Raw genomic sequence first — 22745 nt, 5'->3', positions numbered from 1 at the left:
TAATGTTTCAAATTTCTTCCGGTTCTTGTTTGGCTTTTACTATTTTTGTCACATCAATAACTCCTGTTTTTGCAAGCGAAGTTGAAAAAGATGAAATAATCCGGCTGGCACAGCTTTATGACCCCGCCGATGCGCCGCGCCATAGCCAGCAATTGCGCATTTATCAGGATCAATACGGGCGACGGATCTATGTCGACGAACGTGGACAGGTTGTGCGTGTTGAAGAACCGCAAAACTACCCGCACGGGCTAACCCCTCCGCCTTATGAAACAAATAATCAGGGGCCGGTAGAAGGCGGAGCACCATACGATCAGGATGTACCGGAAGCGCCTGACGCAAGGCCCTATCGCGGTGGCGGGCAAAATAATTCGCCTAACTATCGCAAAAATACCCCGCATTATCAGACCGGCGATACTCCGTCCGAACATACGCCTGCAATCAATGTTCCCAAAGGGCGTGAAACGATAGCAGCTGTGCAAATTCTGATGGATCGGCTTGGCTCTTCACCGGGAGCAATTGACGGACAGGTTGGAAGCAATTTTGATAAAGCAGCCGCCGCCGCAAGCGAAATCAGTGGTCGTTTCATTGACCCCAATGACAAGCAGCGGCTTGATTCGGCATTGCAAGCAACCGGCGGTCCGGCCTTTACACAATATACAATTACAGAAAGCGATGTTAACCGGCATTATGCGTCTTCAATTCCCGCCGACTATGCAATGAAGGCGCAAATGCCCGCTATGGCTTATACTTCGGTCAGGGAAATGTTGGCAGAACGCTTCCATATTGATGAGAATTATCTGCAACAGCTCAATCCGCAGGCCCATTTTTCCCGTGTTGGTGAAACAATCAAAGTTCCCAATCTCGTTTTACCAAAGCGGGAAAGTGTCGTACGCATTGTTGCCGACAAGGCTCGCAAACAAGTGCGCGGCTATAATGCGGAAGGCCGTCTTGTTGTGGCTTATCCGGCAACAATCGGTTCCACTGATAATCCCTCGCCTTCCGGTACTGTACAAGTTGAACGAATAGCCTTTAACCCGAATTATACTTATAACCCCAAAGTCAATTTCAAACAGGGAAGTAACAACGAAATTCTCACAATTCCCCCCGGCCCCAACGGACCGGTCGGCACTGTCTGGATAGCTCTTTCAAAACCCACTTACGGTATTCACGGGACGCCCGACCCGTCACGGATTGGCAAGACTTCCAGCCATGGTTGCATACGTTTGACCAATTGGGATGCCGAAGAATTGGCAAAATTGGTAAAACCGGGCGTGGTGGTTCACTTTACCGATTGATATTTGAAGTTGATAAGCTCTTTGCGTGAGAGGTAACAATACAAAAAGCGGTTTTATTTCCGGCTGAATGGCCAAAAATTCAAAAACCGCTTTTTGGTGAGTTCATCGATTCTCGATCTAACTTCAGTCAAAGCATTGTTGCAACGTTTTGTAGCCTTCTTGTCATCACTGGCAACTGCTACCGCATGGAGTTCTGCAAGCAGTTCTGCTGCTTTTTCGAGCAATGGTCGCGCCTGTTTTGCGGGCACAATTTCTGCCCAGTCTTTCAACATCAGCGCATAGCTATTCAATATGTTGACCAATTTGTTATATTTATCTTTCAATACCGGCGAGGCTAGCAATTCCTCATAAATTGCCTGCGATTTCGGGAACGCATCCGGTATGCCGCCGAACGAGCCAAGGCGCCATAAAATAAGTGCATGGTGAGAACGCGTGTCCAGTTGTTCTTCTATATTATCAACGGTTCCCTTCGCGACAACAGAAAAGGCTGTTTCTACGGCAATATTGGCAGCCTTTAACAAATCAACCGGAGTTTCGGAATCTTTGCGCCGCGCCATTGCGTAAAGAACATGAGCGAGATTGCTATAAAGGCGGAATAGATCTCTTTTGTCTTTTTCCGGATCGAGTTTGGAAATTGCCAGCCGGAAATCCAGCTCCGCCTGTTTAAGCAATATCAATCCCTGATGGCTTTTTTCATCCTCTCCGAGACGGGCACGGGCAAGAGCACGCCATTGCAAAATCCGGTTCACAAGTTTTGCATTTTGCTGGCCTTTGACCGTTTCCAGAACCTGATTATAAAATTTCACCGCCTCACGAAGCATGTCGCCGCGTTTTTCCGGCGCTTCGATATTGGCTGCAGCCTGAAGGGCTGCACCAAGTTCAATAAAATACGACAACCAATCCAATGGACGGGCAACTTTTATTTCTTTACCGACAGCTTTTCTCAACGCGGAAATAGCTTCAAGCCTTTTTTCAAGCTCCCGAAATGGTGAAGATGCCAAATTGGCAAGCTGCGTCAGATCTTTTCCCATATTGCCGTAAGCAAGTGCAAGCTCCACGGTTTCTCCCTTATCTTTGACAAGGGCTATATTTGACCGGTAAAGCGCAACCGCCTTTTCCAAAAGTGGAATTGCATTTTCACTATCTTTTTGCTGGGCGACAAGGGAAAGTGCCAATGCTGTTTCATTCTGAAGGCGAAAAAGGGCATTGCTCGTATTGTCATTCTTCAATGATTTTTTAGCATTTTCGTAAGCCTTCAGCGCATTTTCCATAAGGCTCACATTGTTCGGACTATCCAATGTTGCAAGCTGCATCAATGTTCGCCCCATTTCAAAATAGACATAGGAAAGATCCTGTGGGGCATCATCACCGTTGAAAAAGACCAATGCCGTCTCGAAACGTTCGATTGCCTGTTCGAGGTATCCTCTCGCTTTTTCAACCGGCTCTATGCGAGCCAATTCCGCCGCAACCAGCGCACTTGCAGACACGGCGAGCGACCAATAATGGAAATTTTCTTTTTCCCTTAGAATAGCAATGGCTGCATCGAATGCTTCCATTGCCAATTTCAATCTTTCCTGACGTGGCCGTGAAAAATCTATGTCGGAAAGCGCACGATAGACGTGGCCTTTTTCCGTCAATATCAGCGCGCGATCAAAAGCACCTTTCTGCTCTGGCAGGCCGCTATAAACTTCTTCAAGTAAAGAAAGCCCGCGTTTTAACCGCAAAACTGCAATTTCGCCACCTTCTCTTAAAGCATAATTGCGCAGACACCGCACATAGGAAACAATGATTCCTCCCCAGCGGGTAAAATTTTTCTTGCGGGTAAAAACCTGTAGGGCTTTTTCAAATCCGGATGCGGCTTCACTGTAATGACCAAGGGCATCATCTTCCCCTTCTTCGGCATCGGCAAGTGCCAGCAGTGCTTCTGAAAGTTCGATATGCGCTTCTGCCCACGAGGCATTATTTTCAGCACGTTTTTTTAGCGACAATGCCAAATCTGCATCCTCAACCTTCTGTCGAAGCGTTTTTTTGCTGTCACTATCCAAAGCCAACCGAACGATTCCTTTTAAAAATAAATCCTTTGTAACATATGCATTTCTGATAAAACAGAAATAACCATGTCACGAGCGAGTAATAAATGAATGAATTCCCCAATATTGTTGTTCTAACAGGCGCAGGTATATCTGCCGAATCAGGGTTGGAAACCTTCCGTGGAAGCGATGGTACATGGAATAAATATAAGGTCGAAGATGTTGCTACGCCGGAAGCTTTTGCACGAAGCCCCCGTCTCGTCAATGACTTCTATAACAAACGCCGACGTGATGCATTAAAAGCCTCACCCAATAAAGCGCATTTTGCGCTCGCCGCGCTGCAAAAGCATTTCAAAGGATCCTTTGTACTTGTGACGCAGAACGTTGATGATTTGCATGAAAGAGCCGGTTCGACAAATGTTCTTCATATGCATGGAAGGCTCAATCAGGTTCTGTGCCTTTCCTGCCATAAAAAATCCGAATGGCTCACCGACGTAACAGAAACGAGTATTTGTCCGCATTGTCACGCCAAAGCGAGTCTCAGACCCGACATCGTATGGTTTGGTGAAATACCCTATTATATGGAAAAAATCGAAAATGCGCTTTCCAAGGCTGATATTTTTGCTGCTATCGGAACATCCGGCCTCGTCTATCCGGCGGCCGGTTTTGTAAACCTTGCACGTCTTTCAGGCGCAGAATGTCTGGAAATCAACCTTGCTGCCAATCCCCATTCCTATACGTTATTCGATGAAGTCATTTCCGGACCGGCAACAAAGACCGTACCGGAATTTGCACAAAAGCTCATTGAAAAATATCAACATTGAGGGTTTCAAACGTAAAAAACGGGTTTGGAACCATCGGAATATCGAATGATAATTCAAATTATTTTCAAGCAAAAAACAAGGTTCAAGACCGGACCGGAATGAACACGGAAATGTTTTCAATAAGTGACAAGGTTGACTGAAGTGACAAGGTCGGATGAAGTGACAAGGTCGAATGAACTAACAAGTTGAATTTTAATTTATCGGGTAAATCTATTTCAAAATTGAAGGAAATGTTTTCAACTGGCGATTTTTTAACCCGCATTTCGTCCGACACCATTTGTCCGGAAAATAGAAAGCCCTACCGGACTTTCATTATTTTTGTAGTTCTGCGCCCGAACGTTCGTCGGCTCGTCATCAGCTTTTATAAAAAGCTTTATTCTTCCGGTAAAATCAAAAGATTTGTTACCTTTTCGGCCGGTCTACACAATTGAACCCCTTTGGGACAAACGACAATCGGCCGGTTTATCAATTCAGGATAATCGTGCATCTTGCTGGCGATGACATCGTCCGGCAATGTTTCATCGTCGAGGCCCTGTTTTTTATAGGCCGGTTCTTTCGTCCGCAAAAATTCGCGGATGGAAACATTGGCCCGATTGGCAAGCCAAAGAAGCATTTCCGGTGTGGGTGGTGTTTTCAGATATTCGATAATATGGGGTTCATATCCCATGGCGCGAACAAGACCGACCACGTTTCGCGAGGTTGCACAACGCGGGTTATGATAAATGATAACATCGGTATTTTGCATAAATTGCCCCTTTTATAATTGAGTATTCTCTATCCGCTTTAACACGGCCGGAAAAGATTTGCCGAGGATAGTCTATCTGTTTCCCGACCGATAGAGCAATTATCAAACCCGTTTTTATGTTTTTGATATAAAAGCGGGTTACTGAAACGTTTTTAAAATATCGGTTGGGGAGACTTGAATTTTTGCGTCTATACGACACGAAAAAAGTGACGGAATTTTTCTTGAATAGATAAAAAGCCGAATGACAAGGTGTTTTTGTATGGGAGAAAAAAGCCGCATATGGGCTTTCATATCAATAAATTATTATCATCAGATAATTTTATAAAAATTATTTGCTTCAAGATATTTCTTGAAGAGCATCTTCAAGCGACCAACAAAATAGCAATGAAGACCAGGAATCATGAAAGTCTGATTGGTGCGGGTGGTCGGAATCGAACCGACACTCCTTTTGGGAACCAGATTTTGAGTCTGGCGCGTCTACCAGTTCCACCACACCCGCATCGATGAAGTGAGGACACAAACCTGTGTCATGGATTTGTTGAGTTATATTAAGAACCGATGTCTCGTCAACTGTCTTACGCACAATTATCTTAAAAAAATTTGTTCGAGCTACTGGATTAACGCTTTAACCCTCTTTAGAGATAGCATCATTGACGAGGAAAAGAAGAATGCTAAAAAAGCTCGGAGACTGGACACTATCTCTTGCGGGCCGCCGGTCGGCAGAATATTGGCTGGCGTTTATCGCTTTTGTGGAAAGCTCTGTCTTTCTCATTCCCGCCGATGTTCTGTTTATCCCGATGTCGCTTATCAATAAAGAAAAGACCTATCGCTATGCCTTTATCGCATCGCTGTTTTCTGTTCTTGGCGGCGTACTTGGATGGCTTATCGGCCATTTTGCATATGAAGCAATAGCAAAACCGGTTCTCGAATTTTATGGAAAATTTGAAACTTTCGAGGCATTGCGCAGCAATACCAGTATGGAAATCATTCTGCTTTTGCTCATTACATCGGGAATATCACACCTGCCACCAATCAAGGTAGTGACGATTCTTGCCGGTGTTGTGGGAATGAATATATGGATTTTCATCCTTTCGGCAATTATCACACGCAGTGCGCGTTTCTATTGTCTGGCCTGGCTCATAAGCCGTTATGGTGCAGCCATGCTCGAATATATCCTGCCCAGGCTCAAATGGATTATCGCTATCGCTTGCACTGTTCTGATAATCGGCTATATTTTTTATAAAATATTGGTTTAAAGGAATTCGGAGTGATCGGTTTCGCCTCGCCCATTTATTTATCCGGACGGCTTCAAACGATTCTGTCATGTTTGATGCTGGTCATTATGGTGATCGCGATTGGAACGGCACTCGGCTTTGAACATATTGGCGGCTATATGCCGTGCAAATTGTGCCTTGAAGAACGTATTCCCTATTATTCGGGCATCCCTTTGATGGCTGTTACTTTTATTCTGTCTTTAAAGGGAAAGCCGGGGATTCTTATCCGTGTGCTTTTTTTAATTTGCGCCGTTTTGATGCTCTATAATTGCGGTCTATCTATCTATCACGCCGGAGCCGAGTATAAATTCTGGCAAGGGCCGACAGATTGTTCGGCTGCAGCAACCGCGATTACCACCGATGCAAATGATTTGCTCGCCAATTTGAATAGCAAACGCCCCCCCTCTTGCGACAAGGCCGCAGGATATTTTCTCGGTCTTTCATTTGCCGGTTGGAATGGTGTTTCAAGTCTCATTTTGACTGTTCTGGGTTTTATCGGCTCGTTTTGTGCCTTCAAGAAGAATGGTGAACACTAAAACTGCCAGATTACGTTTTGCCCCCAGTCCCAATGGATATTTGCATCTGGGGCACGCCTATTCGGCACTTGTGAACAAGCATATCGCCGATGAGTTGAATGGCGAGCTTATCTTGCGCATGGAAAATATTGATACAATTCGTTGCACAACAGAGTTTGAAAATGCAATTGTTGAAGATCTTTCATGGCTCGAATGCGATTTTCAAAAGCCGTTCAGACGCCAGTCGGAACATTTTTCCGACTATAGAAAGGCATTCAACGAACTTGAAAAACTCGGACTTGTCTATCCTGCATTTTTGACCCGTGGCGAGGTGAAAGAAATCATTGCCGAAGCTGAACGGAAGGGTAAGAATTGGCCGCGTGATCCCGATGGAGTGCCACTTTACCCGACAGATGAACGCTCTCTTTCACCTGTGAAAGCGAAAAAAATGATCGCCGAAGGTGTGCCCTATTCATGGCGGCTTAATATGGAGCTGGCACGGCGTTTTTTAAACAAAGAGCTTTTTTGGTACGAATTTAAAGGCCATGAAACCGAAAAAATTATAGCTCGTCCGGAACTTTGGGGTGATGTCATTATCGCGCGCAAAGACATCCCGACAAGCTATCATTTATCGGTTGTTGTCGACGATGCTCTTCAAAAGATCAGCCATGTCGTAAGAGGAGCCGATCTCTTTCAAGCAACTTCGGTTCACCGGCTGTTACAGGAGATTCTGGGTTATAAACCGCCGCTTTATTACCACCACCCGCTGGTTCTTGGTCGAGACGGGCACAAATTGTCAAAATCCAGCAAAGATACAAGTTTGCGCTCGCTGCGTGAACACGGGCTATCGGTACAAGACATTCTTGCCATTTTGCCGGAAATTTGACCGTTGCTACAGTTCCCCCTCTTCCCACCGTTTTAAAAAACGATTAGGGTTTGAAATCATAATATTCGATGGATTTTAAAAATGATTACTATTAGACCGGCCGAAGAACGTGATCTCGAAGCCATCACAGATATTTATAATGATGCAGTAAAAAACACACTTGCCATCTGGAATGAAAAAACCGTCGATATTGATAATCGTCGGGAATGGCTAAAGACAAGAAATGCAAGCGGATATCCGGTTCTTGTAGCAGATGATGATAGTAAAACTGTCGGTTATGCAAGCTATGGCCCGTTCAGACCTTTCGAGGGATATCGCTATTCTGCCGAAATATCCATTTATATTGAAAAAACCCAACGCGGCAAAGGCATCGGAAAAAAACTTCTCGGTGCCTTGATTACCCATGCCGAACAAAACCATATCCATGTGCTTATTGCCGGTATTGAAGCGGGTAATAAAGCATCCATAGCCATTCATAAAGCCTTCGGTTTCACCATTACCGGACACATGCCGGAAGTCGGCACAAAGGCCGGACAGTGGCTCAATCTTGTGTTGATGCAAAGAATTCTCTAGCTGTTAGCGAGGCTTTATAGATATTTGTCATGAATGTCTCTTTAATTCCGGAGACATCGGCTTTATCTTTATAGCCTCTTGGAGGAAGTGATAATTATTCCTTCCCCTTTATAGCGTTCCAAATATTGTTCCAAAATATAAGCGAATGATCGGGCATAAATAAACCGGTTGGAGTGGCAATGAAAACCAACGCCGATGGTCGCTATAGAGCACTTCTTACATTTTAATCCGGATTGTTCTGCGCTATCGGCGAATTTTCATCCGCGCCGGATAATGTGGAGAGGAAATTGCTTTTTTGCAATTCTAAGGGTGACATTCAGGTTTATTTTTGTCACAAATCAAAAGGGGTTAAATTCCGTTTATTGAAAACCGGAGATTGGGTAGAGCGATCATGTTTATCAAAACCAGACGGGTGCAAACAAAAATTCCGGTTGGAAACGGTTGGAGGAGCGCAGAAAAGCCCCGTATTCCGGCTTGCAACCTGATTTAAAAGGCTTAGGCCCCGCCACTCATCCATCTCAACACGCGTTCCAGCCGGATAAAGGCAATTCACAATCCGGTGCAAAGCGTATTTTACAATTGAAATTCTTACCAACTCGATTAGTTTAGAATAATTCTAATTTTCAGGTTCCAAATGTTTTCAAAACTTTTCGCCTCTTCCTATCGCAAACCATTTTCCTCGCTTAGCGAAAAGGAAATTCTCGCTCTTGCCATTTCCTCTGAAGAAGATGACGAGCGCATCTATCTTAACTATGCTGATGGTTTACGTGACGAGTTTCCCGCAACTGCCAAGATTTTTGAAAAAATGGCGGATGAGGAACATAGCCACCGCGACAGGCTGATAAAGATTTTTGAAAAACGTTTTGGCAAAATGATTCCGCTTATCCGGCGCGAACATGTCAGCGGCTTTTATGATCGCAAACCGGATTGGTTGGTTCGCCCGCTCGGTATTGATAAAGTGCGTGATTCGGTTGCACAAATGGAAGACCAATCGGCACGCTTTTATGAACAGGCTGCCGAGCATGCCAAGGATGCGGAAATCCGCAAACTCCTGGGCGATCTTGCGCTTGAAGAAAAACACCACGAAGATGTGGCGATCGAGCTTGAAAAAAAATACACGCCGAAATCGGTTGCCGATGAAGAACGTGCAAAAGAACGCAAGCAAACGCTTCTCACTTGGATCCAGCCCGGTCTTGCCGGTTTGATGGATGGTTCGGTTTCAACTCTGGCACCGATTTTTGCGGCTGCCTTTGCCACCGGTGACACGAGACAAACATTTCTCGTCGGTTTATCCGCTTCACTCGGCGCCGGTATATCAATGGGCTTTACCGAAGCCGCCCACGATGACGGAAAACTATCCGGTCGCGGCTCACCAATCAAACGCGGCATTGCCAATGGTGTTATGACCTCTTTGGGTGGTCTTGGACACGCGCTTCCGTTTCTCATTCCCGATTTTCACATCGCAATTGCCATTGCATTTGCTGTTGTGTTTTTTGAATTGTGGGCAATTGCATGGATCCAGAACAAATTTATGGAAACACCATTCTGGCGTGCCGCTTTACAGGTTGTTGTCGGCGGGGCTCTGGTTTTTGCAACCGGTATTCTTATCGGTAGCGCTTGAAAAAGACCGCTCCAAGAGAACTTGTAACTTTTCGCTATCCCCTTTAAAAGGGTTGGCAGTGATTATATCGTCCTGAAGGCTTTCCATGTCGCAAACAGATTCTTCCATAAAACTCGCCATTCGTCGCCTTCCCCATTCGGAAGGGCTGAAATTGCCTTGCTATGAAACCGCAGGCTCGGCGGGAATGGATTTGAGAGCGGCATTGGAAGAAGGAAAAGAGCTTATCCTTTCCTCCGGTGAACGCGCACTCGTCCCTACAGGTTTGATATTCGAGTTACCGGAAGGATATGAGGCACAAATTCGCCCGCGTTCGGGGCTGGCCTTCAAAAACGGCGTTACCTGTTTGAATACACCCGGCACAATCGACAGCGATTATCGCGGTGAAATCAAAGTTCTGCTTATCAATCTCGGTCAGGAACCATTCACAATTACCCGCGGCATGAGAATTGCACAAACTGTCATTTCTCCGGCTCCGCAAATTGCCGTTGTGGAAACCACAACAACTTCGGATACAATTCGCGGCACCAAAGGGTTTGGTTCAACCGGACATAACTAGACAATTAGAATCCGTAGAGATTTTAAAACAGCAAACCTGAAAATAAGACAAAGCCTCTGAAAAGAAGTGCGAATGCCCGATTTATTTCAGGGGTTCTTATCAGGTTCTTTCGACTTCTGCGGCATTGCTTTGATAATATCGACAACAAAACAACGCTTAAAAATATAAAACCGCAATGTTTGGAAAAACATTGCGGTTAAATTCATTGAAACCTCAAGGCCTGAACCTAACGGTCTTTAATGCGATTTGCCCTCAAAAGCGCAATATACCATTTGCGATGGTGAGCCCATGCAAAGCCGCCGGAAATCTTGCCCTTTATCATTGCGCCGATTGAACCGGCAACCCAATAACCGGCATAGACATGGAAAATCCACACCGCGATAATGCAGGCGGCAACCAGCGAATGGGTAAGCAATGCATAACGCTGCCATTCAATAGGAACAAAAGGTGCAAAATAGGCTTGCCAAACCATAAAGCCTGTCACAATCAATATGATAAGACCAATCGACATCGACCAGAAAATACATTTTTGGCCAAAATTGTATTTTCCGATCATTGGCAGTTTTTCTTCATCGCCTTCAAGAACATCCTTGATATCGACAATCCATTTCAAATCCGTATTTTCCCAGATATTGAGGCGCCAGAAGCGGAAGAAAAGTCCGGCAAAGCTGATGACCATGACAACACCGATATAAGGGTGAATGGTACGCACAACTTGCCCGCCTCCAATGAGGTTTGAAAGCGGGAAAAGCGGTGGCCAATACATCATCAGACCGGTCAATGCCAAAAGAATCATTGAAATGGCGCCAATCCAGTGGTTGATGCGCGCGCCTTTTGTATAGCGGTCGACCATAACCGGATTACCTTTATGGACGTAATCGTATTTTTCATAAAGCTTATGCGTCATGATCGATATCCTCCAGAGTCTTTTCGGCTCGTTCTTCATCGTGTTTGGTTACTCTTGTACGCCCGATGAAGATACCATGTGCGGCAGCTCCAAGGATAGCCGCAGCAATAGCACCAAGCCCGAAATATTTGGAAATGCCCTTCCACGTTTTCACAATCGGTGAAATGTGCGGGTCTTCCGGCAGATTTGCATAAATGCTTGGCTTGTCGGCATGATGGAGAACATACATGACGTGCGTTCCGCCAACACCTTGCGGGTCATAAAGGCCGGCATTCTTGTAACCGCGGGCTTTCAGATCGGCAATGCGCTCTTTGGCATGTTCTTTAAGCTCGGCTTTTGTCCCGAACATAATCGCTTCGGTCGGGCAGGTTTTTGCACAAGCAGGCTTCTGCCCGACAGCAACACGGTCCGAACACAAGGTGCATTTATAGGCTCTGTGGGTTACTTGCGAGACACGCGGAATATTGAAAGGACAGCCTTTAATGCAATAACCGCAACCGATACATTTATCGTGAATAAAATCCACAATACCGTTGGAATATTGCACGATAGCACCCGGTGACGGGCAAGCGGCAAGACATCCCGGTTCCGAACAATGCATGCAACCATCCTTGCGGATAAGCCATTCGAGTGCATCTGTTTCCGGATTAACCCATTCTGTGAAACGCATAATTGTGAAAGCGTCCGGAGAAAGGTCACGTGGGTTGTCATAAACACCGACATTGTCACCAATTTCGGGGTTCAGTTCGTTCCACTCCGAACAGGCCGATTGGCAAGCTTTACAGCCGATGCAGCGTGAAACGTCAATCAGCTTGGCGATTTCTTCCAATTTTCGCTTCGGTTTCGGCGCTGGCGAAGCGGAAATCCGGATGTAATCATCCGGACCGATCTGCGGTTCGATTTTATCCTGTGTTGGAGGATTGATATTAATCATTGTTCCGCCTTTCCATTCTCATCGACTGGTGCTTTCGATTTTTCCATATTCACCAGAAATGCCTTGAATTCAGGCGTCTGGGAATTGGCATCGCCGACAAACGGCGTGAGCGAGTTAGGACCGAAGCCTTTCTTCGCCTCGCCGATAAAGCCCCAATGCAGTGGAATGCCGATAACATGAACCGGTTTGCCGTCACAAATGATCGGACGAATACGTTTGGTAACCAGCGCTTTGGCAAAAACCTGCCCGCGTTTGTTCCAAACTCTCACCCAATCACCTTTTACAACACCTTTCTCTGCTGCCAGTTCTTCCGAAATTTCAACAAAGAATTGCGGCTGCAAAGCAGCATTGATCCGGTTGTTTTTCGTCCAATAGTGGAAATGCTCGGTCAAGCGATAAGAGGTTGCAGCATATGGGAATTCGTCACTCGTTCCCAATTGTGCAAGATCTTCATCGAAGATACGAGCGGCCGGATTGCCACGAATATTCGGTGCAATCGGGTTGACGACCGGCGATTCAAACGGCTCGTAGTGAACCGGGAACGGTCCGTCACGAAGTCCGGCAAGCGTAAACAGTCGTGCAGTACCTTCCGCATTCATAATGAATGGACCAACAGCGTGCGGATCGGATGCAGGCGGAATATCCGGAACATCAAATCCCGTCCATTTCTCGCCATTCCATTCGATAACTTTACGTTCCGGATCCCAAGCCTTACCGTCAAAATCGGCAGATGCACGGTTATAGAGAATGCGGCGGTTTGCCGGCCACGCAAATGTCCACTTCGGATAAAGTCCGGCACCGTCATAGTCGGTGTTATCACGCCGTGCCATCATGTTCCCGTCTTCGGTAAAGCTGCCTGAATAAATCCAGCAGCCCGAAGCAGTACTTCCATCGGCCTTCAACGAAGCAAAGCCTGGAACCTGTTTGCCTTTTTCAAGGATTTTTTTGGTCGGGTCTTTCGGATCATAAAGATCTTCGACAGCATAACCGTTCATTTCCTTGGCAAGTTCTGCCGGCTGAGGTTCGCTTTCGTCCTCATATGGCCAATGGAGGTTGACGATAGGATCGGGGAACACACCGCCTTCTTTTTCATAAAGCTTCTTCAGCCTCAACCAGAGTTGCGCCATGATCCAAGTGTCGTGCTTTGCGTCACCCGGCGGATTTTGCCCTGCCCAGTGCCACTGCAACCAGCGACCGGAATTGACAACAGCACCTTCATCTTCGGCAAAACAGCTTGTCGGCAATTGGAAAACTTCCGTTTTGATTTCGGATGTATTGACATCATTGAAATCACCATGGTTTTCCCAGAAACGTGCCGTCTCTGTTTCCAACGGATCCATCACGACAAGGAATTTCAATTTGCTCAAGCCACGCTCGACCTTTTTACGGTTCGGGAATGCAAGAACAGGATTGAAGCCTTGGCAGAAATAGCCGTTCATCTGATTATGATCCATCAGGTCGACAGCTTTAAGAATATCGTAATTGGCGATATCAAGCTTCGGCAGATAATCATAGGCAAAGTCGTTTTCTTTTGTTGCGGCCTTACCCCACATTGCCTTCATGAACGAGATGAAGAACTTGTCATAATTCTGCCAGTAGCTGACCTGATTCGGCCGTGTCGGCGTGAACTTGCGTTTTCCGAGATAGGTCTTGAGATCTGTCTCGTTTTCCATCGGAATATTCATATAGCCCGGAATGAGGTTGGACATCAGTCCGACATCTGTCAGGCCTTGAATATTGGAGTGACCACGAAGTGCATTCACACCGCCACCACGAACACCAATGTCACCAAGAATAAGCTGCAACATGCACATTGTGCGAATGTTTTGCGCACCCTTGGAGTGTTGCGTCCAGCCGAGAGCATACATGGATGTCATCGCCTTTGTCGGGCTTGAACATTCTGCAATCATCTCGCAGATTTTAAGGAACTTATCCTTCGGTGTACCGCAAATTCTTTCAACCATTTCAGGCGTGTAAACCGAAACGTGTTTTTTAAGAAGCTGCCAGACCGAACGCGGATGAGTCAAAGTCTCGTCATTCTTGGCGTAACCGTTCTCGTCCATTTCATAGGACCAGGTCGAGCGGTCATAATCACGTTTGGCTTCGTCATATCCGGTAAACAGGCCATCTTTGTAACCGAAACCTTCATTGACGATCAAACCGGCATTGGTGAAATGTTTGACATATTCATACTGAACTTTGTCATGCGTTATGCAGTAGTTGATGACACCGGACAAAAAGGCAATATCGGTTCCCTGACGGATCGGTGCATAAAAATCGGCAACCGAAGCCGAACGGGTAAAGCGCGGATCAACAACGATCAGCTTTGCACCGCGATGCTCTTTTGCATAGGTAACCCATTTGAAGCCACAAGGATGTGCTTCGGCAGCATTACCACCCATAATAATGACGAGATCCGTTGCGCGGATATCCGTCCATGGATTTGTCATCGCGCCACGACCAAATGTTGGGCCCAGACTGGACACCGTGGGGCCGTGTCAAACGCGTGCCTGGTTATCGAATACCAGCATACCGCATGAACGCACGACCTTATAAGTCGCAAATGCGGTTTCGTTTGTAGCCGCAGAGGCTGCGAGAAATCCTGTTGTCAACCAGCGATTGACTGTTTGGCCTTTTTCGTTTTTCTGAACAAAATTGGCGTCGCGGTCATCTTTCATGTAGCGGGCAATTTTATCGAGTGCCTCGTCCCATGTGATTTCTTCAAAGTGATCGGAACCGGGGCGACGAACCTTCGGTTTTGTCAAACGGTTCTTTGAATGGATTGTATCAAGAAGGGCTGCACCTTTCGGGCACAGAGTTCCATGATTGGTCGGGTGGTCAACATCACCCTCGACGTGAATAACTTTTGCTGTGCCGTCTTTCATTGATCCTTTTGAATAAAGGATAATGCCGCAAGCAACCGAACAATAAGTACAGGTTTGTCGGGTCTGGGTTGTTGAAGCCAACCTGAAAGGCTTTATCGCCGAAACAACGGTCGCCTCGGCTTCACTAAAGCCGAGTGCCCCCAAGGCTGTTGCGCCGACACCCGCACCAGCACCCTTTAAAAAGGCGCGACGCGAAATTTCTATATTCATACGGGCTTTCCTCTAGTATTTTTCGATCATCCCACAAGTTGACAATTGTAAATCAACAATTGTTCCAAAGCAACCAATCCTGCTTTGAAAAAGTCCAAACAACGCTCTGTTAGAACATGAGCGGATGTCTGCCGGTCGGGTGAGATCATCTACAATATTTCGATATGTGTCGCAAAAACCGATAATGCAATCGGCTTTTCTATGACAGTCGCGTTATTGTGAACACAATTAACGTCTGGTCAACGATCTGGCGAACGATCTGACGAACGATCAGGGATGAAGAAGCGCTGCATTGCACGCAGGTTTGACAAATGGTAACATTGGCTTACCACCGGATATAAACTGGTATCCGCGGGAAAATGAATAATTAAGAGGATATTTTGATGACACCCTTCCGTTTGACAAGTCTTGCTCACGGTGGGGGTTGCGGTTGTAAACTGGCACCCTCCGTTTTGCAGAAAATGCTGAAAAACCAGCCGGAATATGGACCATTTGAACATTTGTTGGTGGGAACCGAAACGAGTGATGACGCCGCCGTTTACGAACTTGACGATGGCACTTGTGTTATCGCTACAACAGACTTTTTCATGCCGATGGTTGATGACCCTGTCACTTTTGGTCAAATCGCCGCGACAAATGCTATTTCCGACGTTTATGCCATGGGCGGAAAGCCGATTATGTCGCTGGCAATCCTTGGTATGCCGGTTGACAAGATTGATCCGGCCATTGTCGGAGAGATTTTAAAAGGCGGGCGACAAAAAGCCGCAGAAGCCGGCATTGCTGTCGCCGGTGGCCATTCGATCGACAATCCCGAACCTGTCTATGGTTTGGCCGTTATCGGCATCTGCAAAAAAAGCGAGATCAAATTGAACGCCCGTGCCCATGCCGGTGACAAACTCGTTCTCATGAAAGGTATCGGCGTCGGTGTTTATTCGCATGCATTCAAAACCGGAAAACTTTCCGATGAAGCCTATCAGGAAATGATTGCATCCATGACGCTCCTCAATAAAATCGGTACAGAGCTTGGAAATAACCCCGATGTTCACGCCTTGACCGATGTGACCGGCTTCGGGATTCTGGGACACAGTCTTGAAATGGCTCAAGGTTCCAATGTCGAGATTGCTATAAATTATTCAAAAATTCCGTTTCTCAAGCAAGCCGAGGCACTCGCAAAAGACGGTTGTTTTACCGGTGCTTCGCGCCGTAACTGGGATAGCTATGGCGAACATATTGTGTTGCCGGAAAACTATCCCGATTATAAACGCTTTCTGTTGACCGACCCGCAAACATCGGGCGGCCTTCTTGTATCAATTTCGCCGGAGAAAGCCCAATCACTCGTTGCTTATGCAAAAAGCCAAGGCTATCCACTCTCTACCATTATTGGCGAAGCCCGCAATGGCGCTCCAAAAGTCGTTATAGAAGAGTGATTCGAGTGGCTTTTCTCGCCCGCGGACGGGGTTGCTATCGGCAATTTCCCGCCCGAACGGGCGACGATTTACCAATATGACCCATTTTTGCGAACAATTTTCTCTTTTCATTTGAATTAGATAATGAATTTTGAAAAAAATGCTTGGCAATTCGGTTGAAGAACGCTAATTTCCCCCATATCAAATAGATCGTCATGGAACTTAGCTATTGGAGTCGTTTCCATAGGCTTTTTGAGATTTTCAAAAAATTGGTTTGAGCTTGATGGCTTGTCAACAAGCATAATCAAAAACGGATATTGGCGCGAACGCCATCATATCCCTGTCTGAAAATCAACTGAATAAAATTAGATAAAACATATTCTTAAAGAGATCATTATGAGGCCACAACAAAATAGGCGCATCCGTGGACGCAATAATAACAATAATAATCGTCGCGGTCCAAATCCTCTTTCACGCAATTATGAAAGTAACGGTCCGGATGTAAAAATTCGTGGTAATGCACAACATATAGCAGATAAATATACTGCTTTGGCTCGCGATGCGCAGGCTGCCGGTGATAGGGTGATGGCAGAAAATTACCTGCAACATGCCGAACATTATGTCCGCATCATTCTGGCAGCACAGGCACAAATGCCGCAACCGATCCAGCGTGAAGAACTGATTGATGACGATGAAGAGGACGAGAATACACCGGTCGTTTCTTTGGAACTGAATGAAGAGCATGAAGCCGCAGGAAGTGGCCCGCAACCGGAAATTCAGGGTGTTCCTGCTGAAGTCGCTCTTGCCGAGGATTCAGACGAAGTCGGTAAGGTTGTAGAACTCAAGAAACCCCGTCGTGCACCACGTCGTCGCAGCACACCGTCAAGTCGTTCCGATGGCGGTGAAAACGAGGCCGAAGAGCAAGTAAAAGAAAAAGCGGAAGCTTCTGAAGAGACGGTTGAAAAACCGGTTGCAGCCGAAGAGGTTGTTGAAAAGAAACCGCGTCGCAGACGCACGACAAAACCGAAAGTGGAAAAGGCTGAAGAAGAAGCCTGAGCCACTCCCTGAGCCACTCTATGAGATTCATCAAATCAGACGGGCTATTGCCCGTCTTTTTTGTTTTGCTCGCATTAATAAGGGTTTTTACCGGTCTTTTCGGTTGTTACTTACCCTTTTTATTTCCCCGTTAATGGCAGACCAATTTTTGCTGATTACAAGCTTCCAGAACTTTGCGGACACATATCCTGCCAATTTCAAAAAACTATAATGATGAATCCTGTTTTACAGAAGACAAACTTGGCCGAAAACGTCTCTAACGCCCGTTAGTTTTCTTGTTCCCGACGCTCAATGGCTTATGCCTTTCCCGACACTTGACGTGCCAAGGCAATAAAACAGTTCGGGAATAGTGATGATAAGCGATGGGCTTCAACCGGACATCATTCAATTGAAAACAATTGGCGGAAGAGCATGGGAGTCGAACCCATAAAAGACCGTCTCACGGCCCCTTACGGCTTTGAAGGCCGCATCCATCACCGGATGAAAAGCCCTTCCGAATGTCTTATGCGGCTTTTAGGCAAAAACTGCAAGCCTAACTATCGGCAAACAGGTCAAGCCGATGCGGATTTAACCGCCTTATGTCGCCCTTTCTGATTGTCACACCGTGGCGATCAAAAAATTCCAGCAGAAAAATGGAAACCTTGCGGCCGTTATTCAGCCGGTCACGCAAATCGGCGGCGATAAATTCGTGCTTTTCTTTTTTTTCGGCGATGTCCCGCATAATCATAATAATTTCAGCCAGCACTTCACGCGGGAAGAAATAGTCTTGCGCCACTTCATAGACACGCCCCATTCGTGCGCATGATTTAAGGATTTGCCGCATATGATTTTCGTCAATTGCGAGGTCTTGCGCAAAATCGCGCGTACGCGGCGGGCGAAAACGTTCTTCACCTTTCAGAACTTTATAGACACGTTGCCAGATTGCTTCATCTTCAGGCGATAATTTGGCTTCATGACCGGCAAGGCCAACCCAGGCACCGCGAATTTTCAACCGGCCTTTATCAATTTCGTTCTGTAACAGATCACGAAAATAAGGGGCACGAATTTCGCGGGCAACGTCACGCCGCAGCTTTTCAAGGCCGACACCGAAAAGATCAGGCTCGTTTTTATGAAATTCAACAAGATAATCGACAATCGCCTTTTGCAGGCGTTGTTCTTGTTGTTGTTCCATAACAAACCGGTCTTGACCATGTTCGAGAACAACAAAATTTCCACTCGAAAGAAGTTTGGCCGCCTCGACTTCAGACAGGTTACGCGCACGACAAAAATAAAGCCAGTCAATGCCATAAGGTGGCAATGCCAGAATTGCCGACAAAGCTTGAAGATGATCTTCATTTTCCATTGCGGCAAGAAATTTGAAACGCTCAGGTGAGCGACGGTGGCGTTCCGGTGCCAGCGGGTCAAGAATAATACCGCCACCAATTGTACGGCTTGCCGATGTATCCCGAATAACAAAACGGTCGCCGCTTGCGGCAATCACAGCTTTATCGGAAATAATCTGCACATAAGCGGTTTCACCGGCTTTCATTGTGTCTTGCAACAAAAATACAAGACGGGCATTGGTTTCCAATGAACCATGGTGCAAGTGAACAGGAAACCATTGTTTCAAAGGTTTCGGTTCAGATGAAAGAATGGTGAGACGAACATCGAACCTTTGACTTGGCTTATCAAGAAACGGGTCAATAACCATCATACCCCGTTTAACTTTATCCTTGTTGATTGCGTCACCAACAATATTGAGTGCTGCCCTGTCGCCCGTTCTTGCCTTTTCGGAAACTTCATCCTGTACATGGATAGACCGTAATCGCGCTGGCAGATGATTGGGTGCAATCACCATAAGATCATTGGTCGATGCTTCACCTGAAAGCACGGTTCCCGTCACCACAGTCCCCGCACCGGAAAGCACAAAACAGCGGTCGATTGCATGGCGGAAACGCCCATGGGAAACACGTTTTTTCAAATGCAGGGCTGCATTTTCTATCTCTTCCCGAAGAGCCGCTATCCCCTCGCCGGTCAGTGACGACACGGGAAAAATCGGTGCATTTTCAAGAAACGAACCTTTGAGAAATTCGTGCAATTCCGCTTGCAATGCATCAACACGCTCTTTGTCGACAAGGTCGATGCGTGTGATGACAACAACCCCGTGTTTTAACCCCAGAAGCTTCAATATTTCAAAATGCTCGCGCGTTTGCGGCATAATACCGTCATCGGCAGCCACAACCAGCATGACATAATCAATGCTACCGGCTCCTGTCAGCATGGTATGGATGAGTTTTTCATGCCCCGGAACATCCACAAAACCGATACGCTCGCCATTTTTCAAAGTCTTATAGGCAAAACCCAGTTCAATTGTGATACCACGTTGTTTTTCCTGTGGCAGACGATCTGTATCAATGCCTGTCAATGCTCTGACGAGAGCCGTTTTTCCATGGTCAATATGACCGGCAGTACCAATAATCATGATAATTTATCGAGATTGTTAACAAAACCGTTTGTGTCATCAAGGCAACGTAAATCAAAAACCAGCCGGTTGGCATGCATGCGTCCGATAACGGGCTTTGGCAATTGGCGCAAACGATAAGCGAGTTCCGTCAAGGAATTTGTCGGGTCAACAGGACTTACCGAAATACCGTAGCTTGGCAAAGTTTCCATCGGCATAGCGCCTGAGCCTACCTGACTATTACACGGGCAGATTTCAACATGATAAGCCGGTTGAAAAAATTCGCTTATTTTTGCGCATAAATCGGCGGCCTGATGGGCAATATCGCTTTGGTTGCGTGAAAGATAACGCAAGGTCGGAATTGTGGTGTTGCGCTTTTCTTCATTGCGATAAGCACGCAAAACCGCTTCCAGTGCCGCAAGGCGCACTTTGTCGACACGAAGCGAGCGTTTCATGGGGTTTTTATTGACCCGCGCAATCAATTCCTGCTTGCCGATAATAAAACCGGCCTGGACGCCGCCCAATAATTTATCGCCGGAAAAAGTGACAATATCCGCGCCCGCTTTGATGACATCCTGAACGGTCGGTTCATAGGGGAGCCCGAAATTAACGAGATTGACGAGCGTTCCCGAACCGAGATCTTCCATCAAAGGTATATGACGCGTTGCAGCCAATGCCGCGAGTTCTTTTGTGGTAACTGCTGAAGAAAATCCTTCAATACGATAGTTCGATGTGTGCACTTTCAATAAAAGTGCGGTCTCTTCATTGATGGCTTTTTCATAATCGGCAAGGTGGGTGCGATTGGTTGTTCCCACTTCCACCAACTTGCAGCCGGCACTTTCCATAATATCGGGCATACGGAAAGCACCGCCAATTTCGATAAGTTCGCCACGCGAAATAATGCTTTCGCCCTGTTTACCTGCTAGCGTATTCAACACCAGAAGAACGGCTGCCGCATTATTGTTGACAAGGGTTGCATCTTCCGCACCGGTAAGCTCGCAAATCAATTCGCGTAAATGGTCGTCGCGTTCTCCCCGCTCGCCACTTTCAAGATCATATTCCAGCGAAACGGCGTTACGCATGGCATTAACGGCATTCTGGATTGCAACTTCCGGAAGTTGCGCACGTCCGAAATTGGTGTGCAAAATTGTGCCGGTCAGGTTGAACACGGCGCGCATGGTCGATTGGGCATCCACCTCAAGCCGTTCAAGTGCCATCATTGCCAGAACAGCGCTTGTGCGCGGTGTGCGTCCTGCCTTGATGAGAATGCGCTCGTCGGCAAGGGTTGCCCTGATAGCATCAACCGTTGCACTGTGCCCGAATTCGGCTTCCGCCTCTTTTGCCGCTTGTTCGGCAAGAATTGCGTTGACCGGAGGTAGGAGAGAAAAATCTGCGACCATCAATAACCCGCCAGAAATGGATTGAATGCACCTCTTTTGAATGTACCATCCTCTTTCATCAAAAGATCAAGTGCCAATGAACCTATATCATCGGCAAACACATCGAAATGGCTATCTTTTTGATGATTCATCTGTTTGCAATAGCGTTTGCAGGTATCACATGTCTCCGCAAGTATCGTTCCCGGCCCCCCGTCTATCTCGCGGAAACTGATACCCTTGGTTTCTTCGCAAAACGTGCATTTGATGCGTACATAACGCCACATGGATCCGCAATAAAGGCATGAACAGAACCGGATACCTTCCGAAGATGGCCAACCGACAATCATCGAAGCCGAATGCGTACCACCGCAACAGGGGCAAAGATTGCCTTCGATAGGCTGCAATTTCTTTGCGTCAAGTTTTGCAGCAGCCAATGCCAATGTAATCTGCAAAGCGCCGGTTACATAAATATGCTGCGCCAAATTTTCCTGCGGCAATTTGTGCGCAATAATATCGGAAGCCCAATTTTGCCATTTTGCCTTATTGGCTTGTGTATCCTCAAGGGCAAGGAGGCTTGAACCTTTCAACTTTCTTTTGCCGAGAATCTTGAAAAAACTATTGGCAATCTCGTCAAAAACAGGGGCAGATATAATTGCCTGCCGGTCGATCGGCGGCATAACGAATTTTTGTGCCTGAACCTGATCGGCTGTCGGAATATCGCTTGTAGAAAACTCGTTACAGACGAATTGCTGTGCTCCGGTAAATTCCACCATAAAATCTATATAGTCTTTAACCGGACTTGTGGGAGCAAGCTCTTCAAAACGTTTGCTCCGTTCCTCGAATAACGTATTAATATCGGGAAGCCGGACGAAAGGAGGCGTGCGCATATGACCGACTTCGGTCATATCTCCTTCGAATTTTTTATTACGCGGCATATTTCAATGGACTCCATTTTTAGTTCGGTCAATTTTATAACCGGAAAACGGAACTTGTCCAACCAATCTATAAATGTCGAAGGATAACACTTGAAAAATAAGGCGCAGAATTCAATAGGGCTGCCTTTGAATGATAATTTTGCCATCTGATTTGAGCGATGATTTTGCTTTCAAATTTGAGCAATGCTTTGGCCGCCAGATTTGCATGATGCTTTTGCCATCTGATTTGAGCAATGATTTTGCCGTCAGATAGGTCAATTTTTTTGGCAAGAAC

General features: G+C 46.5%; 18 protein-coding genes and 2 tRNA genes. 10 read left to right on the top strand and 10 right to left on the bottom strand.

Annotated elements, in window-relative coordinates; genetic code table 11:
* The first annotated feature begins 2 nt into the window (after nucleotides 1-2).
* A complete protein-coding gene (locus H3S94_RS05285; protein ID WP_198240446.1) occupies nucleotides 3-1295 on the top strand; it encodes a L,D-transpeptidase in 1293 nt (430 codons plus the stop codon).
* Nucleotides 1296-1348: 53 nt separating this feature from the next.
* Here the strand turns inward: H3S94_RS05285 and H3S94_RS05280 are convergent, their stop codons facing one another.
* Nucleotides 1349-3346, bottom strand: a complete 1998-nt coding sequence (locus tag H3S94_RS05280) for a hypothetical protein (RefSeq protein WP_198240445.1) — start codon at nucleotides 3344-3346, stop codon at nucleotides 1349-1351.
* A gap of 86 nt (nucleotides 3347-3432) precedes the next feature.
* Here H3S94_RS05280 and H3S94_RS05275 point away from each other — a divergent pair, with 86 nt between their 5' ends.
* Complete coding sequence (locus tag H3S94_RS05275; RefSeq protein WP_198240444.1) at nucleotides 3433-4149, top strand: NAD-dependent deacylase; 717 nt, start codon at nucleotides 3433-3435, stop codon at nucleotides 4147-4149.
* Between the two features lie 373 nt (nucleotides 4150-4522).
* On the opposite strand, the gene arsC is transcribed toward H3S94_RS05275, so the two are convergent.
* Together arsC and H3S94_RS05265 are read right to left on the bottom strand one after the other, a co-directional pair.
* Nucleotides 4523-4894, bottom strand: a complete 372-nt coding sequence (gene arsC, locus H3S94_RS05270) for an arsenate reductase (glutaredoxin) (protein ID WP_077993919.1) — start codon at nucleotides 4892-4894, stop codon at nucleotides 4523-4525.
* Nucleotides 4895-5307: 413 nt separating this feature from the next.
* A tRNA-Leu gene (locus H3S94_RS05265) sits at nucleotides 5308-5393 on the bottom strand.
* Between the two features lie 169 nt (nucleotides 5394-5562).
* Here H3S94_RS05265 and H3S94_RS05260 point away from each other — a divergent pair.
* From H3S94_RS05260 to dut, 6 genes are all read left to right on the top strand, one after another.
* Nucleotides 5563-6150: a YqaA family protein gene (locus H3S94_RS05260; RefSeq protein ID WP_077993921.1), complete on the top strand. Its 588-nt coding sequence runs from the start codon at nucleotides 5563-5565 to the stop codon at nucleotides 6148-6150.
* Nucleotides 6151-6224: 74 nt separating this feature from the next.
* Nucleotides 6225-6704 (top strand): disulfide bond formation protein B, encoded by a 480-nt coding sequence (locus H3S94_RS05255; RefSeq protein ID WP_198240502.1) that lies wholly within the window; start codon nucleotides 6225-6227, stop codon nucleotides 6702-6704.
* The gene (gene gluQRS / locus H3S94_RS05250; RefSeq protein WP_198240443.1) at nucleotides 6691-7569 is read left to right on the top strand and encodes a tRNA glutamyl-Q(34) synthetase GluQRS; all 879 of its coding nucleotides are present in this window, start codon (nucleotides 6691-6693) and stop codon (nucleotides 7567-7569) included. The genes H3S94_RS05255 and gluQRS overlap by 14 nt, the downstream gene beginning before the upstream one ends.
* Nucleotides 7570-7650: 81 nt before the next feature.
* Entirely contained in the window at nucleotides 7651-8142 is a 492-nt protein-coding gene (locus H3S94_RS05245; RefSeq protein ID WP_198240442.1) for a GNAT family N-acetyltransferase, read from the top strand.
* A gap of 634 nt (nucleotides 8143-8776) precedes the next feature.
* On the top strand, nucleotides 8777-9763 hold the full coding sequence (mbfA, locus tag H3S94_RS05240) for an iron exporter MbfA (RefSeq protein WP_198230288.1): 987 nt from the start codon (nucleotides 8777-8779) through the stop codon (nucleotides 9761-9763).
* A gap of 85 nt (nucleotides 9764-9848) precedes the next feature.
* Nucleotides 9849-10319 carry a dUTP diphosphatase gene (gene dut / locus H3S94_RS05235; protein WP_198240441.1) on the top strand — a complete coding sequence of 157 codons (471 nt, stop codon included), beginning with the start codon at nucleotides 9849-9851 and terminating at the stop codon, nucleotides 10317-10319.
* Between the two features lie 226 nt (nucleotides 10320-10545).
* Here dut and H3S94_RS05230 read toward each other — a convergent pair whose 3' ends face one another.
* From H3S94_RS05230 to fdnG, 3 genes are read right to left on the bottom strand one after another with little or no spacing between them, the layout of a single operon-like run.
* On the bottom strand, nucleotides 10546-11226 hold the full coding sequence (locus tag H3S94_RS05230) for a formate dehydrogenase subunit gamma (RefSeq protein ID WP_077993929.1): 681 nt from the start codon (nucleotides 11224-11226) through the stop codon (nucleotides 10546-10548).
* Nucleotides 11216-12160, bottom strand: a complete 945-nt coding sequence (fdxH, locus tag H3S94_RS05225; RefSeq protein ID WP_198240440.1) for a formate dehydrogenase subunit beta — start codon at nucleotides 12158-12160, stop codon at nucleotides 11216-11218. The genes H3S94_RS05230 and fdxH overlap by 11 nt, the downstream gene beginning before the upstream one ends.
* Nucleotides 12157-15255, bottom strand: a complete 3099-nt coding sequence (gene fdnG / locus H3S94_RS05220) for a formate dehydrogenase-N subunit alpha (protein ID WP_198240439.1) — start codon at nucleotides 15253-15255, stop codon at nucleotides 12157-12159. Before fdnG ends, fdxH begins: the two co-directional genes overlap by 4 nt.
* Before the next feature lie 383 nt (nucleotides 15256-15638).
* On the opposite strand from fdnG, the gene selD reads away from it, so the two are divergent.
* Both selD and H3S94_RS05210 read left to right on the top strand, forming a co-directional pair.
* Nucleotides 15639-16682, top strand: coding sequence for a selenide, water dikinase SelD (gene selD, locus H3S94_RS05215; RefSeq protein ID WP_198240438.1), 1044 nt, complete (start codon nucleotides 15639-15641; stop codon nucleotides 16680-16682).
* 375 nt (nucleotides 16683-17057) lie between these two features.
* Nucleotides 17058-17717, top strand: a complete 660-nt coding sequence (locus tag H3S94_RS05210) for a DUF4167 domain-containing protein (RefSeq protein ID WP_077993940.1) — start codon at nucleotides 17058-17060, stop codon at nucleotides 17715-17717.
* A 399-nt stretch (nucleotides 17718-18116) separates the two neighbouring features.
* Here H3S94_RS05210 and H3S94_RS05205 read toward each other — a convergent pair.
* The 4 genes from H3S94_RS05205 to fdhE form a co-directional block, all read right to left on the bottom strand.
* Nucleotides 18117-18212 (bottom strand) — tRNA-Sec (locus tag H3S94_RS05205).
* 37 nt (nucleotides 18213-18249) lie between these two features.
* Nucleotides 18250-20178, bottom strand: coding sequence for a selenocysteine-specific translation elongation factor (selB, locus tag H3S94_RS05200; protein ID WP_198240437.1), 1929 nt, complete (start codon nucleotides 20176-20178; stop codon nucleotides 18250-18252).
* Entirely contained in the window at nucleotides 20175-21557 is a 1383-nt protein-coding gene (gene selA, locus H3S94_RS05195; protein ID WP_198240436.1) for an L-seryl-tRNA(Sec) selenium transferase, read from the bottom strand. The genes selB and selA overlap by 4 nt, the downstream gene beginning before the upstream one ends.
* Complete coding sequence (gene fdhE / locus H3S94_RS05190; protein ID WP_246786406.1) at nucleotides 21557-22441, bottom strand: formate dehydrogenase accessory protein FdhE; 885 nt, start codon at nucleotides 22439-22441, stop codon at nucleotides 21557-21559. Before fdhE ends, selA begins: the two co-directional genes overlap by 1 nt.
* Nucleotides 22442-22745: the final 304 nt, after the last annotated feature.

Source organism: Bartonella sp. B10834G3, assembly GCF_016102505.1.
GTDB lineage: Bacteria > Pseudomonadota > Alphaproteobacteria > Rhizobiales > Rhizobiaceae > Bartonella > Bartonella choladocola.
This window is presented reverse-complemented; position numbering and strand designations above follow the sequence as displayed.